The organism is Alteromonas hispanica (assembly GCF_010500915.1).
Lineage (GTDB): Bacteria > Pseudomonadota > Gammaproteobacteria > Enterobacterales > Alteromonadaceae > Alteromonas > Alteromonas hispanica.
Map to the genome: position 1 here is coordinate 159,130 of NZ_JAAAWP010000007.1, position 15,870 is coordinate 174,999.

The 15,870-nt window shown below is 43.9% G+C and carries 13 protein-coding genes; 5 read left to right on the forward strand and 8 right to left on the reverse strand.

Features of this window, described 5'->3' with window-relative positions:
* The first annotated feature begins 38 nt into the window (after positions 1-38).
* The gene (rpsO, locus tag GTW09_RS12300) at positions 39-308 is read left to right on the forward strand and encodes a 30S ribosomal protein S15 (protein ID WP_032096567.1); all 270 of its coding nucleotides are present in this window, start codon (positions 39-41) and stop codon (positions 306-308) included.
* A 166-nt stretch (positions 309-474) separates the two neighbouring features.
* Here the strand turns inward: rpsO and rluF are convergent, their stop codons facing one another.
* The 3 genes from rluF to GTW09_RS12315 all read right to left on the reverse strand — a co-directional run bounded on the left by rluF (position 475) and on the right by GTW09_RS12315 (position 3,847).
* Positions 475-1,221, reverse strand: coding sequence for a 23S rRNA pseudouridine(2604) synthase RluF (gene rluF, locus GTW09_RS12305; protein ID WP_071979818.1), 747 nt, complete (start codon positions 1,219-1,221; stop codon positions 475-477).
* A gap of 26 nt (positions 1,222-1,247) precedes the next feature.
* The gene (locus GTW09_RS12310; protein WP_163112123.1) at positions 1,248-2,063 is read right to left on the reverse strand and encodes an AAA family ATPase; all 816 of its coding nucleotides are present in this window, start codon (positions 2,061-2,063) and stop codon (positions 1,248-1,250) included.
* A gap of 230 nt (positions 2,064-2,293) precedes the next feature.
* On the reverse strand, positions 2,294-3,847 hold the full coding sequence (locus tag GTW09_RS12315; protein ID WP_071979816.1) for a bifunctional GNAT family N-acetyltransferase/carbon-nitrogen hydrolase family protein: 1,554 nt from the start codon (positions 3,845-3,847) through the stop codon (positions 2,294-2,296).
* A 216-nt stretch (positions 3,848-4,063) separates the two neighbouring features.
* On the opposite strand from GTW09_RS12315, the gene GTW09_RS12320 reads away from it, so the two are divergent.
* Positions 4,064-4,753, forward strand: coding sequence for a 2OG-Fe(II) oxygenase (locus GTW09_RS12320; RefSeq protein WP_163112194.1), 690 nt, complete (start codon positions 4,064-4,066; stop codon positions 4,751-4,753).
* Positions 4,754-5,045: 292 nt separating this feature from the next.
* Complete coding sequence (locus GTW09_RS12325) at positions 5,046-6,800, forward strand: response regulator (RefSeq protein ID WP_163112124.1); 1,755 nt, start codon at positions 5,046-5,048, stop codon at positions 6,798-6,800.
* A gap of 95 nt (positions 6,801-6,895) precedes the next feature.
* On the opposite strand, the gene GTW09_RS12330 is transcribed toward GTW09_RS12325, so the two are convergent.
* Both GTW09_RS12330 and GTW09_RS12335 read right to left on the reverse strand, forming a co-directional pair.
* Entirely contained in the window at positions 6,896-9,502 is a 2,607-nt protein-coding gene (locus tag GTW09_RS12330; protein WP_163112125.1) for an ExeM/NucH family extracellular endonuclease, read from the reverse strand.
* 283 nt (positions 9,503-9,785) lie between these two features.
* Positions 9,786-11,105: a DUF2252 family protein gene (locus tag GTW09_RS12335; protein WP_239059373.1), complete on the reverse strand. Its 1,320-nt coding sequence runs from the start codon at positions 11,103-11,105 to the stop codon at positions 9,786-9,788.
* Positions 11,106-11,385: 280 nt separating this feature from the next.
* Here GTW09_RS12335 and ahpC point away from each other — a divergent pair, with 280 nt between their 5' ends.
* Both ahpC and ahpF read left to right on the forward strand, forming a co-directional pair.
* The gene (gene ahpC, locus GTW09_RS12340) at positions 11,386-11,943 is read left to right on the forward strand and encodes an alkyl hydroperoxide reductase subunit C (RefSeq protein WP_442855912.1); all 558 of its coding nucleotides are present in this window, start codon (positions 11,386-11,388) and stop codon (positions 11,941-11,943) included.
* Between the two features lie 137 nt (positions 11,944-12,080).
* The gene (gene ahpF / locus GTW09_RS12345) at positions 12,081-13,670 is read left to right on the forward strand and encodes an alkyl hydroperoxide reductase subunit F (RefSeq protein WP_163112126.1); all 1,590 of its coding nucleotides are present in this window, start codon (positions 12,081-12,083) and stop codon (positions 13,668-13,670) included.
* A gap of 134 nt (positions 13,671-13,804) precedes the next feature.
* Here ahpF and efpL read toward each other — a convergent pair whose 3' ends face one another.
* From efpL to GTW09_RS12360, 3 genes are all read right to left on the reverse strand, one after another.
* Complete coding sequence (gene efpL, locus GTW09_RS12350; RefSeq protein WP_163112127.1) at positions 13,805-14,371, reverse strand: elongation factor P-like protein EfpL; 567 nt, start codon at positions 14,369-14,371, stop codon at positions 13,805-13,807.
* Between the two features lie 444 nt (positions 14,372-14,815).
* A complete protein-coding gene (locus GTW09_RS12355; protein ID WP_239059374.1) occupies positions 14,816-15,418 on the reverse strand; it encodes a demethoxyubiquinone hydroxylase family protein in 603 nt (200 codons plus the stop codon).
* Positions 15,418-15,834: a DUF4149 domain-containing protein gene (locus tag GTW09_RS12360; protein ID WP_163112128.1), complete on the reverse strand. Its 417-nt coding sequence runs from the start codon at positions 15,832-15,834 to the stop codon at positions 15,418-15,420. Before GTW09_RS12360 ends, GTW09_RS12355 begins: the two co-directional genes overlap by 1 nt.
* Positions 15,835-15,870: the final 36 nt, after the last annotated feature.

The window sequence follows — 15,870 nt, forward strand, 5'->3', positions numbered from 1 at the left end:
GAATTAGTGATCGGCGGGACATAATTTAGGAGAATGTTATGTCACTAACTAAAGAACAAACTGCAAAAATCATTGCTGAGTACGGCGTTAAAGAAGGCGACACTGGTTCACCAGAAGTTCAAGTAGCTTTGCTTACTCACAACATCAACAAGCTTCAAGGTCACTTTGCTGATCATAAGAAAGATCACCACTCACGTCGTGGTCTTCTTCGTATGGTTAGCCAGCGTCGTAAGCTTCTAGACTACCTTAAAGGCAAGAACGCTCAGCGTTACCTTGACCTTATCAAGCGTCTAGGCCTTCGTCGATAAGACTTGGGTTAAACGAAAAAAGCGTCCTCTGGACGCTTTTTTTGTGCCTTGAATTTGCCGACGTTTAATACAGGGGTAGAGTGCACTTAGTCGCACAATGCACTCGGCCGGAAAATGAACGAAAGAAGAGCGAGGTCACGCCTCGAACTCATCTGGTACCAAGGCTTTATTTCTCTTGCGATGTTTTTGTTGAGTGTTTTACCGCATTATTTAGCGTTGTTAGTTCGCGAGCCGTAAGTTCTCGCCATTGCCCAGGACGAAGGTTACTCAACGCTAAGTGCATAATTCTTGTGCGCTTTAACTTTGTTACTTCATAACCCAAAAATTCACACATTCTGCGAATTTGTCTATTTAAGCCCTGAGTTAAGATAATTGTGAATTTATTTCTACCGGTTTGCTTTACGGTACATGGTTTTGTGACAGTACCTAGAATAGGCACACCACGGGCCATTTTGTTTAAGAATTTATCGCTAACAGGCTGGTCTACAGTAACTTCGTACTCTTTATCGTGGGCATTTTCAGCGCGCAATATTTTATTCACAATATCACCGTCGCTGGTTAAGATAATAAGCCCTTCTGATGGTTTATCTAGGCGACCAACAGGGAAAATACGCTCTTTGTGACCAATGGCATCAATGATGTTTCCTCTAACATGACGTTCGGTGGTACACGTAATACCTATGGGTTTGTTGTAAACAATGTAGACCCGATCAGACTTGTCTTTTGCCACAGCGCCAATACGTGTTCCATCAACTTCAACGGTGTCGTTAGGGGCAACTTTGGTGCCCAGTTCAGGCACTTTACCGTTAATAGTGACCCTATTTTGCTCAATCAGTTTGTCTGCTTCTCGACGAGAGCAGAGCCCGGTATCGCTAATAAATTTATTTAAGCGTTTAAGCGTCTGCTCGCTCATTTAACTAACTTTCCTTTGCTTTTATATTAGCCTGCGTTAGGAGCTGCTGCTGAGCTTGAACCCACATTTGGTGTAGAGCTTGTGGTATTAGCGCTACCACCAGAGACCACTTTAGTTGCAATCTCTCTAATTTCGTCTTCAAGATTATTAATTCTGCCAGACAGGGAAGCGTTGCGCTTTTCAAGCACAGACAGTGTATCCGTTAAGTTTTTTACCTGCTGTTGGGCGCTAGCCTTTTCTTCTGATGTCTGTTCTAACCGAACATTAACTGCAAGTAGCTCGTCGGCCACCGAGGCTAACTGGTTTTTTAACGAGCCTAATGTGGCAGACTGTGCGTCAACGTCTTCAGATACCGCGTTGATATCTTTGTTAACACTGGTTTGCACTTTTCCAACACGTTCGCCTAAATCTGCAATTTCTTTTTGATTACGACGCCACGCAGAAGCCCAAAGCTTATCCATCTGCTCCCAAAGTTCACTGGTTTTATCATTTAACTCATTCACTTTAACTTGAAGCGCAACGGTAGATTCGCCCATCTCTTCGCCCGTAGCGGATAGCTTATTCTCAAGAGACATAATTCGTTGTTCTGCTCTTTCGGCTATATTTTTTTGTTGTTCTAATAAGGTGAACAAGTAATAGCAACCGCCACATGCTGCTAGCGCAATAAGTGCAATCAGGGTTATCCACAGCCCGTTGCCGCCAGAATTCGATGAAGGAGCTGAAGAAGAGGTGGGTGCTGATGTTGGACCAGAAGAAGGTTGTCGCTTAGTTTGATAATCGCGACGGTCCTCATCATCTAACCGGATAGTTGGAAATTCATCATTCTTAGAGTTGTTAGACATAATTTAATTACATTCTCATACTGATTGTTTTTTGGCACCTAGGCCAAACCTAACCCAATAAACTACCTAACCCAATAAACTGGGGTGCCGTATAGGTCAACACGTTGTTGGCATGTTATCGCTAATTTAAAAAAATTGCCATGGCTTATGGGGTTAACAGCTTTATAAGAAAAGAAATCTAAGACTGGCGAGCAATCCCTTGCTCGCCCTACGAGAACTGTAGTGTGAGACTAGGTATCGCCCATCCATTCAACGCGGTAAAGATCTCTGCGTCTATCTAGATAATTTCTCACTGAGCCTTCGTTTTGCAGCTTGGTGAGCTTGTCTAAATCTAGGTCGACAATGAGGGTCATTTCCGTGTTAGGTGTTGTCTCAGACACAATGGCATCGTGAGGAAACGCGAAGTCACTGGGAGAGAAGACGGCAGTTTGGCCGTACTGAATGTCAACATTATCTACTTTCGGTAAATTACCTACGCTGCCTGCAATAGCCACGTAACACTCGTTTTCGATTGCCCTTGCCTGGGCACAGCGTCTCACTCGAAGGTAGCCGTTCTTTGTGTCTGTCCAAAATGGCACGAATAAGATTTGCATTTCTTGGTCGGCAAGAATGCGCGCCAACTCTGGAAACTCAACGTCGTAACAAATTAATACACCAATCTTACCAAAGTCGGTATCAAATGTTTTTAGGCTGTTTCCGCCCTTCATGATCCAGTCTTCTTTTTCATGAGGGGTGGGGTGCAGTTTGTACTGGCTTTCAATGGTGCCATCACGCTTACAGATGTAGCTTACGTTGTACAGTAAGTCATCTTCCACCACGGGCATGGAACCCGCAATAATCGTGATGTTGTAAGATACGGCTAAATGTGACACAGAAGTCAGGATCTCATCGGTATAGGTAGCAAGATGCCATATTGCATCAATAGATGACTCTGTAGGGCATAAACCCATTAGCGGTGCATTGAAAAATTCTGGGAAAAGCGCCACATCACAGGAGTAATCAGAGAGCGCATCGACAAAGTATTCTACTTGTTGAAGTAATTCTTCCACGTTATTGAAGTAGCGCATCTGCCACTGTATGCAGCCAATTCGAGCACTCGACTTTCTGCTTGCGATTAATGATGGCGTATTTGGCTCATAGTATATGTTGTGCCACTGAAGCAAGGTGGCATAACCCTGAGAGGCCTCGTCTTCAGGTAGATAAGCGGTCATTACCTGCTTAACTTCAAAGCCGTTAGATAGCTGGAAAGTTAAAATAGGATCGTAAATATCTTTCAGTTTTACCTGCTCGATATACTCATAGGGCGTTAATTCATGTGCATAGTTACGATAGTTGGGAATACGACCACCGGCCATAATCGACTTTAAGTTTAGATTGCGGCACAGTTCTTTTCGTGCTTCGTATAAACGTCTACCGAGACGTAACCCCCTGTACTCAGGACATACAATAACTTCTACGCCGTAAAGTACATCGCCGTTTGGATCGTGGGTAGTAAGATAGGCGTCGCCTGTTATTTCATCGTAGCTATGCTTATCGCCAAACTGGTCGTAATCAACGATGACAGATATCGCGAAAGCGACTACCTTACCCTTATCTTCAATACAAATCTGGCCGTCAGGAAAGGTAGTTACCTGTGCTTTGTAATTAGAATAAGGCCAAGCACCACCAACGTTAGCGTAAACTTTATCCATAAGGTCTTTAACGTCACTATAATCGTCCAACCTTAAATTTCGTAGGTCGAGATGGTGTTCGGTCTCTTCTATTTGCGTTTGATCTTGACTCATTAACTACTCTCTTTTGCGTAACTTCTCATTAAGGGTCTTCCTTAGCGTATTCAATCATACATTTAAATAGAAATAAGCAAAAATTGTGCTTTTAGTTTGTCCATGAAAAATTTTATTTTTCACAACAAAAATATAGCGTACCCACACGACGCATTATTAGTTGCCTACCCAGTAAAAAGCCCTTATAAACCCATTTTATTTTTAGCCGCTAACATTATGAACATTACACCCGTTAATGAAGCGTCACCTCTTATCACCCTAGATGACGCCATTTTTGAATCTGTCGTTAACGACCTCGTCAAACAGGGCTTTAGTATTCAGCCCAATAGACTACCAGTTGCAGTAGTAGACGCATTATTAACTTGTCAGCGCTCGATGAAAGATAGCGAATACCAAAAAGCAGGAATAGGGCGGGCTACTCAATTTCAGCAGAAAGACGATATACGCAGTGATGAAATTAGCTGGATTACAGGTAGCACAGTAGAAGGGCAAATTTGGCTGTCATGGTGTGATGCATTAAAAACGTATATCAATAGAAGTTTATTTATGGGGCTTTTCTCGTTTGAAAGTCATTTTGCTTGTTATGACGTGGGGGCATTTTATAAGCGCCATCTAGATGCTTTTAAAGAACAGCGAGTTTTAAAAAACCAAACCAACAGAGTATTGTCGCTAGTAGCCTACCTGAACGAAGACTGGAAAGAGGGCGACGGCGGTGAACTGGTGTTGTATCAAAATAATGAGGATATAAAAGGATTAAAGATTGAGCCCACACGAGGCACATTTGTTGTGTTTTTAAGTGAGGAGTTTCCCCACGAAGTGCTAATGTCAAACCGCGAGCGTCATTCAGTGGCGGGTTGGTTTAGAGTTAACGGTAGCATAAATGCACAAATAGACCCGCCGATATAAGCCTTGCTAGCGTTTTGTGTGGTGTAAGTGCTAATATTCGTTGAGGTGATGTCTGCTGCTTCGAGTATTGCGCTATCAGCAACCTATTTTCTAGCTGCTGCATTCAATTTTGATGCATTCTTCTGCCGTGATCTGGTATCGACATCACTTATACATATGCAATATTATGCATGCTAGCCCACAGAGTCGATATTTAAGGTGTTTTACATTGTGCTTTAAACCGTGCTCTAAACCGCAAGTTCATGCTCAATACTGTGTTGCTTAAGGAAAAGACGTGAGAAGTGATTGCTAAATGTTGGAAAAAATTCCTGCCCCCGTACCAAGAGAAGAACTTCATGTATTGGTTATCGACAACCAAGGATTGGTACACGACGTAGTAGCGTCTGCGCTGCATGACGTGGGAATTAAGCACGTCAGTAGCGCATTTAATGCGTTTCATGCTAAACGCCTTTGTGAAAAGAGACAGTTTGACTTTGTTTTACTTGCTTTTAACGTTAGTCACGACAAAGACGGCTTTCATCTTTTTGAAGAATTAAAACACCTCAACTATATCAACGACACGACAACAGTTATCTTTTTAAGCGCTGAGACGTCATCCGAGCTGGTAAACTGTATAGTTGAACTGCAACCCGATGATTTCTGGGTAAAGCCTCTTCAGCGTACAGCCGTTATTGGGCGTCTTCAGTATCTCCTTCAAATTCGTTACAAGTTGCATAAAATGCTGCATTGTATGCAGCTAGGTGACTATTCCACCGCGATGTACTACGCAGAGCGCCAATTAAAAGACGCATCCTTGGCTGAATATCACACTAGAATTAAACGCTTAATTGGTGATTGCCTGTTACAGCTGCGGGACTTTGAAACGGCAGAGAATTATTTTCGCGAGCTGCTGCAAAGTATGGATCACGCCTGGGTACACATTGGTTTAACACGCGCTCTGCTACGACAGGATGAGTTAGAAGAGGCACAACTTATTGTTGATGATTTACTTCAGCGTGCAGATACACGATTTTTAACCTTCGATTTGCTAGCACAATATTTTATTGAAAAAGAACAGTTCGACATTGCTTACGAACAGATGAAAGAAGCGAGTCGATTGGCACCGAGGAATATTGAGCGCAATAAACGCCTGTGGGACTTGGCGAGATTAAATCATGACAAAGTTGGCCAACTCTCTGCTGTGCAGAATATGGCAAAGTTTGCCAAGAACTCTATTCACGACTCTCCACAGCTCTCACTTAACGTCATTCGTAGCACTATTGACCTCGCTACCAGCCTAACTGGTCCCGAAGCTATTAAGTATATTCAGCGGGCCGAGCACGATATCGATGCTGTGTCGCAACAAAAGGGCGTTCAATCTGCACTTAACGATCAGGTTGATGTAATTAAAGCTCGGGTGCTTTGTTTGAAAGATGATAAAAAAGGCGCAGAGCAGGTAATGAAGCGAAGCTCTGTAGACATTGAAGGTCTATCGATGGAAGACAGCCTTGACAAGATGAAGGCATTTCATGAGCTTGGTATGCGTGAACATTGTGTCAAAATTCTAGACAAGTTAAGAAAGCAAATTGAGGGTGATACCTTCTCTTCTCAGGTCGTTGATGAATACTTGAAGCAAGAGTCAATTGAGCGCAACGAAATTCAGTTTACGCCGAAAGAGCTGAAACATATGGCTGCGGTGAACTACAAAGAAAATAGGTTGTTGCCCGCTTACAACAACCTAAGACAAGCCCTCACAATATCTCCTAGCGATAAGCAGGTGGCCCTTAGCCTGTTAAAAATAGTGTCGCAAATACACGTGGGTGAAGATTTAAGCGATGAGCAGATGGAAGTCGCTCACAAAGCGGCAAAGCTTCTTCTTGAAGGGAAATTATCGCCTACTCAAATGGAGAAGCGCGATATGTATATTCAACGACTCGGGTTGGAAGTTGACGATGTAAGCGCCTCAGATTTTGTGGGCGTGTTGGCCAAGGAGAGCGCAAAGGAAGGCGCAAAAAATGATGCCAAAGGCAGCACCACAAACGCTGAAGAAATAACTGAGAAAGGCTAAAAAAACTTATTAACGCCCTAATTAAACAAAAAAATAAGGCCCTTTAAGTGATTAAAGGGCCTTTATTTATCAATCCAACTTACTAGTGACGTTTTTTACGCCTTATTAGTATCCACGCGAGAGAAGCGGCGAAAACCAACCATTGCAGCAAGCAATGTTAATAAACCTCCCATAGAGCCGCCCGAGCTATCTTCCTCTTCAACAGGCACTGGTAGTGGAGCAGGATCGTCTGCAACCAAGTTAAACGTAGCAATGAACGGGTCGTGGTCTGAGCTTCTAAACGGACCTACATCGGTAAACGCATAACCTTCTTCGTCTGGATAGAAGCGAAGAGCTTGGTTGTATTGCAGTTGATAAGCTTCAACAGAGTTGATATTCCAATGCGTCCCATCTACAGCATCTGCAAGCATGGCATCACTAGCTAAAACATGGTCTAGGCTTCCCACTTGTTCTGTACCAAAGAACCAGTAAGAGAAGCCGTCTTCGTCGAATGTTTCTGCAAGATTATGGTATCCATAGCTTGTATCTACTTCTACCGATTCACCCTCATCCATTCCAGTGCTGACCGCAGTTTTAATGGTGTATCCGCGCTCTTCTGGCGTATAGTGAGTCAGTACCGCAACAGGGTCTTCTGCGCTGTATGCGTTCAAATCACCTAGTATAATTTTACGTTCAGGCAGAGTTTCATCGTTAAGAGCGTTGCCCAGCGTAATAGCAGCTGACACTCTAAGCGCGTTACAGCTACCCTGAATGGTATCTATTTCTGATGGCGCCTCAGCGATGTCTTCCGCACACTGCGATCCCTTCGATTTGAAGTGGTTCACAGCAACCGCAAAGGTCTCACCGCTTTCGATGTGTTCAAATGTTTGCACCAATGACGGACGCATTCTCGCAAGTCTATCTTCAGATATCTGTTGTTCAGGCATTGCCACTATCACTGCATCGCCTTGTGGTGTAACAACAGTGCCGCGATACAATAATCCAACGGTGATAGCATCAGTGCCGATTTGAGTGTTATCAGCCGTGCTGATAAACGCGTACTGCTCTGCCTCGCCAAGCTGTGCATTAATTGCGTTGAGTAATGACTGAATGGCACTGTCATCACCAAATCCATCGTTTTCGATCTCCATTAGGCCAACAACATCGGCATTTAAATCAACGATAGCTTCAACTATTCGACCTTCCTGGAGTGCGAATGCCTCTTCACTTTCAGCACCACGATTATTGTCGTAGTCGAAAGTCAGCTCACCATTCTCATCTTCATCACCGTTGAAGTAGTTCAAAACGTTGAACGTAGCAACCGACAAATTGCCTTCACTTACCATAGGTGTATCTTCACGGGTTGAAGTAACGGTAATCACCTCGGTAGGATTGATACGGTAAGTTCCAAAGCTGAAATTCAGTGGGCCCGAAGCAGACACAGTGTCGCCAATTCGGATGGCGTTTGCGTAGCTAAAATTAGGGAAAAAGCTTATAGCGTCTGGGTATTGTGAACCGCTGTTATCTTCAATCGTCAAAAGACTGGCTTCGCTTTCTGCTTGTGCAGCTGCGTAGGCGTCAGATAATGGGGCGGCTACATCGCTTGGTTGGCGTTTTACACTATCACTCACCACAACTTCACCGAAACGCCAAAGAGAGTTAGTACTGGTCACTGTGGCATCGGTAACGCTTACTAACATACCTTCATAGGCTTCTAAGTCCTCTTCGTAAGGCATAGATATATTAATAGTAGTGATATCATCGCTTGTACCGCAATCAGCAGGTACAACGTCACTATCCATCTCTAAGGTTGTCATACCGAAGTTCTCGGCTACATTCCCATACAAACGAACAATGTTGCCAACGGCGATGTCCGTTTCGCCTTCCACAATAATTGCCTCAGACGTCATAGCGTCATTGTCGCTATCAGCGTTTTCTTCTTGAATAAAGAAACCACCTTGGCGTTTACCGGTAATGATGCCTTCGACAATATGATTGTTACCCAGTTCTTCAGATGCGGTGCCAGCGCCTTGAATTGTGCTTAAAAGTGTTGCATCGTCGCCACAAACGCCTAAAGCAACTGGAGGTTCTACAGGTGGCTGCTCTACATCACCACCGCCTTCTGTAGTAAATGTGCCTAAAGGGAACGGGGTAGACGCTTCGTCGTTTGTATTTGCGCCGTCAAGTGCATTAGCTCCGCTATAAGCCCAATTTTCGTCATTGAAAGCACCAGCGTTTGCGGTTTGTCCATTAGTGCGATATGCCCAACCATCAAGGTATTCCCAAGCAGTGCCATTGCCATCAACATTAATGTCGCCAAACGTATCTACCACATTGCCGTCTTTAAAAAGCTCTACGGCATCGTCGCCATTTATTGCCATTGCCGAGCTGTCAAAATCCGGTGCAGTACCAAAAAATGCGGTAAAGCCATCGATGTCTGATGCAACATACAGATAGGTACCTGCTGAAACACTTTGAGATGGAAAAGTGAACTCTTCACCGTCGCTTCCGCCTCCGTTATTGGCACTTCCAATACCATAGGTAGATAGATCTGCTACATCATTAATCACATAGAGCTCAACAGCCTTTGGCACACCGCCTGAAAGAGGGCCATCAATAACGCCGCTAATAACAATGTCGTTGGCATATACAGCATGACTTGCCGCAGCAAGCGATAGTGCGGAAAGAATGCCGGCACTGAGTTTAGAGAGTGATGTTCTCACGTGTTTTTTCCCTTTTGTAGTAATCTTTTTTATCATTAAGTGCCTGTAAAGGCCGCAACTTTTGTGTTGCTATGATTACCGTATAGGGCTTTTGTTAGCGTAAATATGACTAGTTCTTATTCAACCTGATTTTAAAAATATACAGTAAAATCAGTTGTTAAGGTGGTTTGAGTAAGTTTACTTAAAAGATTAATTGCGTAATATGAGGCGCGTTACCCGTATAAGTAACGCTATCGTGAATATCTTTTGGAGGTTTTATCCTCCAAGTGAGCTTAAACCCAGTCTAGGCTTTAGCGATTGTTTCGCAAAACCATGTGTAGTCGCTTTGAACTAGTTCTGCATATTGATTAGCAATTGCGACAAGGTTGTCACGTTCTTCTGTTAGCACGCTAGCTGCAGCATTGGCAAACCGAGTACTGCGTCTGTCTCCCCGACAGTGGGCTAGGGCAAGCGTGTATCCACAGAGCTCGGCAACATAGTTAAAGCCTCCATTTACCGCTTTATTGCCCATAGCGACATCTTCAGGGGTAATGCCTACTTTTGCATGATGGCGAGAGCGAATGAGAAAATGTTTATCATTGTAAATGGCTTCATCGAGAATAAGGTCGGCGTGACGCTGCATTCTTCGTTGGCTTCGTGCCGTTAGATGCGCAGGGTTAAGCAGGTTGACCGGGCAAAGAGATTTAAAGTGATGTAGCGGGGCAGCTTCGCGCTGCTGTTTTACTTCAACAATGTGACATTTAGAAAAGCTTTCTGCGGTATGCGGCTTTCTGGGGCCGACTAAAAAATAAAATCGGTCCATATTCACAGAACCCGTGCCCGCGTTCTCTCTTTTAACTATATCTACAACAGTATCATCCATAAAAGGCGCAAATGCATTATAGAGTTCTTGATACTCCTTAGCGTTTAAAGGTGTGAATTTACCTCTATTGGCTTTAAATGCTAGCGTGTCGTCGTTGAAGGTAACCGCCCTAGCTAAAGCACTTTTAGTGGTAAACGCATCGCCGCCAGCGCTTCGCATAGCAGCCTTGTCGTATAATTTAGCAATTTTAGATGGGCTTTTATCTGGGCGGTAATCAACAGCATCGTAGATAACGCTAGCATCTGCTGTGACATTCTCGCAGGTGTTAATATAAGTAGATAGCAACGTTTGCTGCGCCTCAGTAACAGCATTTTTGCTTATAACCGGTTTACTAGTATCAATGTCGTCAAAACGATAGGTACCGTTTGCAACTCCCTCGCAGTGAACTTGTGTTAGAGACAGCGAGGTAAGTAAACGCAAAATATCCCATTCAGCTCGCCCAACACAGGCGTCGTCAAAATCGTTGGGAGAAAAAATGACTGTATCGCCATGAGAGCCTTCCTCGGTAAGAAAACCAAAGTTGGATAGGTGGCAGTCGCCAACAACACTGGTCAAAGGAATATTTTGTAGGTTGTCTGGCGTCGATATGACCCCATTATAGACGTCGGAGTAAAATAGCTGGGCAGTGCCACGGAAAAAAACAAATGGACTAGACGCCATTTTGAGGTGTTTTCCAATTGACCTTGATGGAGATGAACCATCAACTCTGGCTATTTCTTTTGCTAATTGCGAATGTCGCATCAGGCTACTCCACTGTTATCGCGTTGTTTTTAAACAAATTTGATAAATTTTAGTCGTTCGATTCAATATCTTGATTAGGCGATTCACATTTACCAATTAGTAATTTATAAAATGGCGCGTTATTCTTTACACCAAGTTGAAGGGCACCTGCAAAAAGCCATTAAGCGGCAAAACCAAGTGCTCGATATATACGTAAAGATTACTCTCGTATGCCATAGGCCTACGAATCTAATTTAAAACCACTCTTATTTAAAAAGACAATGGAGAATGTAACATGGCAATGATTAATACTGCTATAAAGCCTTTTAAAGCAACTGCGTTTAAAGACGGCGAATTTATTGACGTAAGTAGTGAAGACATCAAAGGCAAATGGGCAGTTTTCGTATTTTATCCAGCGGACTTCACATTTGTATGCCCAACTGAACTTGGTGACATCGCTGATAAATATGAAGAGCTTCAAGCTCGCGGTGTAGAAGTATTCTCAGTATCTACGGATACTCACTTCACACACAAAGCATGGCATGATTCTTCAGACACTATCAACAAGATCAAGTTTGCTATGATTGGCGACCCAACAGGTGAAATCACTCGCAACTTCGATTGTATGCGTGAAACAATGGGCCTAGCTGACCGTGCAACATTCGTTGTTGACCCAGAAGGTATCGTACAAGCAATGGAAATCACGTCTGAAGGTATTGGCCGTGACGCTGACGACCTAGTGCGCAAAATCAAAGCTGCACAATACGTTGCTGCTAACCCAGGTGAAGTTTGCCCAGCTAAATGGAAAGAAGGTGAAGCAACACTAGCTCCTTCTCTAGACTTAGTAGGCAAAATCTAAGCATCAACGCTACTTTTTAAGTAGTCGTAAGGGAGCGAACTCTCGCTCCCTCTATTTAACTTACCCATTTCCGCTCACGTGTTAGTCATAAATTTGATTAGCGGGGATCGGCGTGTCGAAAATAAGGCAGGATAACCGTGTTAACTAAAGAAATTTTACAAGCATTGAAGGGGTACACCGAATCAATGCAGAAAAACGTAACCTTCGTCGTACAGACCGGTGAACATAGCAAGCGCGAAGAGCTTGTTAGCTTTCTGTCCGACATTGCAGGTGTAAGCGAAAAATTAAGCGTTGAAGAACGCGAAACCAATGGCGAGCTTCGCAGTTCAATCAGCTTTTTACTAGAGGCTGACGGCGAAGACACCGGGATCAGGTTTTCAGGAATTCCTGGCGGCCATGAGTTTAACTCACTGATCCTAGCAATGCTTCATGCATCAGGCACTGCATTAAAGCTAGATGATAGTGTGGCTTCAATTGTAAAAGCAGTAGATGAGCCACTGAACTTTGAAGTGTTTATAAGCTTAAGCTGTCACAACTGTCCAGACGTTGTACAGGCACTTAATCAGTTTGCATTGATTAATCCCAATATCACATCAGAAATGATTGATGGCGGTCTGTATCAGAACATTATTGAAGAGCGTGACATTCAAGGCGTACCTAGCGTTTATTTAAACGGTGAATTGTTTGCCAACGGCAAGGTAGATGCGTCGGTTCTTATCGATAAGCTGCTTGAGCGTAACCCCGGTCTAAAAGAGGCAAATAAAGGGGAAACCTTACCGTTACAAGACGTAACCGTGATCGGTGGCGGCCCGGCAGGCGTTGCTTCGGCAATATACAGCGCTCGAAAAGGCTTGAAAGTAGCTGTTGTTGCAGAGACGTTCGGTGGACAGGTTAAAGACACTATGGGTATTGAGAACCTTATCTCAGTGCCAAAAACCACAGGACCAGAGCTGGTTGGTAACCTGATGGAACACGTACGCGATTATGATATTACGTTAAAAGAGCACGTGCGTGTAGATAACATCGAAAAGGGCAATGTTAAAACCATTACCTTGTCCTCTGGAGAGCAAATTCGCACTCGCAGTATTATTGTTGCTACAGGCGCACGCTGGAGAGAGCTTGGAGTGCCAGGCGAAAGAGAAAATGTAGGTAATGGCGTGGCATATTGCCCGCATTGCGACGGCCCGTTCTTTAAGGGCAAAGACGTAGCAGTGATTGGCGGTGGTAACTCTGGTATAGAGGCTGCGTTAGACTTGGCGGGCATCGTTAAATCGGTAACGGTATTTGAATTTATGCCAGAGTTAAAGGCCGACCAAGTACTTGTAGATCAAGCAAACAAGCGCGATAACATCAACATTGTTAAAAACGCTGCAACGCGACAAATTACTGCGGAAAATGGCAAAGTAAACGCTATTGAGTATCAGGATCGCAGCACGAACGAAATCCATACTCAGGAGTTGTCGGGCGTCTTTATTCAAATTGGTCTAGTGCCAAACAGCCAGTTTATGAAAGATACGGTAGAAATGTCACAATATGGCGAAATTGTTATTGACGACAAATGCCATACGTCTGAGCCAGGCATTTTTGCTGCGGGCGATGTAACAACTGTGCCTTACAAGCAAATTGTTATCTCGATGGGCGAGGGCGCAAAAGCATCACTAGCGGCTTTTGAATATCTGCTTAGCCACGAGGTGGTAGAAACTGAAGAAGAGAGTGTAGCAGCTTAAAAACTGAGTTTTCTCAATCGATAGAAAGTCAAAACCGGATAAGCAATCGCTTATCCGGTTTTTTTATGCCTTTCATCTGTAACTTTTCAGCCGTAACGAATGCAGGCTGATCAAAGGATAGTTTTACTCAAACGTTAGGCGCGACTTTGAAATTTACGCTCTTCCGTGTTTACCTTTATCCACTCACCTGTGCTGATGTACTCGGGAACTTGCACAACAAGACCTGTTGATAAGGTGGCAGGTTTAGTTCGCGATGTTGCAGACGCCCCTTTAATTGACGGGTCTGTTTCCACCACTTCAAGCTCTACACTCATAGGTAGGTCGAGGGCCACGGGAACGTCGCTTACAATTAAGACTTGGATAGATTCAGTCTTTTCATTAATAAACAACGCTTCATCGGCAATGCTTTCTTTATTTAAGTGGTAAGGAGTGTAATCTTCATCATCAAGAAAAACATACTCATCGCCATCCATGTAAGAAAACATCACCGGACGGCGCACTAAGTCAGCCATTTCTAGCATATCTGAATCTTTAAAAGTTTCGTCGAATTTAGCGCCGCTTACCACGTCATACATGCGCATGCGGTAAATACTGCCGCCGGCTCTGCCTTGGGGAACAGAGCGTTCAATATCTCTCACAATACATGTTTTGCCACCATAAACGATGGTGTGATTCTTTTTAATTTCACTTGCCTTTGGCATTGTCTTACCTTGTTTTCGATGGCCTTCAAGCAAAAACTGATATAAGCGTGCTTGGGCCATGTTGCGTTATGCGTATATCTTCCGCTATTTTCATTCTTTGCGGAAGTACAATTAGTCGAAAAGTGGCAAGAGTGTGTAAATTAAACACGTTATTTGGTTGATAAAGCTGGTCGGTAAAGATGGTCGGTAACGCTAGAAGGCATATTTAGCAGGCATAGCTAATTTGCTATCAATGTCGCTTTTTACGTTTCCATGTACCGCCATACATGTAATCAGATGCATCAGAAGCTTCCAGCTGACACTGCTTACATACAATGTGCCACTTGTCTTCAAACCAAACACGAAATTGAATGTCGGCTTCAACATTGCACTTATCACATTGTCTTGGTTCTCGTAGCCTATTTCGCTTTCCCATGCCTACCGTGTGTATTAATACTGTTCAAATTAGATGAGCTTTGCGACAGCGACTGCCGCTGCTGAGCCTTTACCCACAATCTTACCCCACAGCTTCATCGTAAAGGAAGGTGTTGATGTCATTGCTTGATAGGCCTCGTCTCGATGACTTTGTTCGTCTTGTTGGCACTGCCTGAATTTTCGTAGTACTTCGCTTGGCAAAGGGTCAACATTCTCAAGTAAACAGCACTGCGCCTCGTAATGCTGGTCGACAAAATATTCAACACAGTAAATTGTGTAGAAGAACCAGTTATGCCCCAATATGCGAGGAATAAAGCCGGTTAGGAAACCCGCAATCATCCATAGCAACAGCATATAACTGCCGCGAAACGTGGGCATTTCGTTCTCGAATATGCTTAGGTGCGTTTTCTCTGTTTGCAGATGTTCGCTGGCAAATGCCTTAACGCTAAGCGCTTTGTTATTTTTATGGGGGGAGCGAGAGAAACTCACCAAACTAACCAGAAATTCTGCGGTTAGGGCGCCGCGATAAATCCACACCGCACCTGTTTCTCCGGCGTGGCTTGCTCGCAACTCTTTATCTACCTTTGCGCTAGTGCGAGATAACACGCTTTTACTGATTGACGACATAATCATTACCCTCCATACGCGAGCGGCGACGGAATGAGCCAGTACATACACAGCGCTAGCGCAACAAGCTGCACCGTGTTAATCAACACAGTTAAACGATGATAAAGCTGAAATTTACTGTTTTGTTGACTATCAGTGGCTTCGTTTGCCAACGGCATGAGTATTTGCCGGCTTATAACAAAACCCAGTGTAACTGGAACAAGAATGAATACCTGTTCCCATCGTGTATCAACCGCAGCGGCAACGGTCGCTATAGCGGAAAGTGCGCCGAAGTATAAATAGTAAAACGGAAAAAATTTTCGTATGAAGGGACGTGCTACATCACTCGGTAATTTGATAAACACAAGAGGGGCGAAAAGTGCCTGAAAGGTCACCATTCCCCCCAATATAACTACAAGGGTGCTAAACAGTAAGAAATACATATAGAACTACACAAACCTTTCGGCACAGATTATGGT

Coding starts and splice junctions, on each gene's coding strand:
- GTW09_RS12320 (WP_163112194.1), top strand. CDS start 4,064: ATGAACATTACACCCGTTAATGAAGCGTCACCTCTTATCACCCTAGAT.
- GTW09_RS12335 (WP_239059373.1), bottom strand. CDS start 11,105: ATGCGACATTCGCAATTAGCAAAAGAAATAGCCAGAGTTGATGGTTCA.
- ahpC (WP_442855912.1), top strand. CDS start 11,386: ATGATTAATACTGCTATAAAGCCTTTTAAAGCAACTGCGTTTAAAGAC.
- GTW09_RS12310 (WP_163112123.1), bottom strand. CDS start 2,063: ATGTCTAACAACTCTAAGAATGATGAATTTCCAACTATCCGGTTAGAT.
- GTW09_RS12360 (WP_163112128.1), bottom strand. CDS start 15,834: ATGTATTTCTTACTGTTTAGCACCCTTGTAGTTATATTGGGGGGAATG.
- GTW09_RS12315 (WP_071979816.1), bottom strand. CDS start 3,847: ATGAGTCAAGATCAAACGCAAATAGAAGAGACCGAACACCATCTCGAC.
- GTW09_RS12355 (WP_239059374.1), bottom strand. CDS start 15,418: ATGATTATGTCGTCAATCAGTAAAAGCGTGTTATCTCGCACTAGCGCA.
- GTW09_RS12325 (WP_163112124.1), top strand. CDS start 5,046: ATGTTGGAAAAAATTCCTGCCCCCGTACCAAGAGAAGAACTTCATGTA.
- rpsO (WP_032096567.1), top strand. CDS start 39: ATGTCACTAACTAAAGAACAAACTGCAAAAATCATTGCTGAGTACGGC.
- rluF (WP_071979818.1), bottom strand. CDS start 1,221: ATGAGCGAGCAGACGCTTAAACGCTTAAATAAATTTATTAGCGATACC.
- efpL (WP_163112127.1), bottom strand. CDS start 14,371: ATGCCAAAGGCAAGTGAAATTAAAAAGAATCACACCATCGTTTATGGT.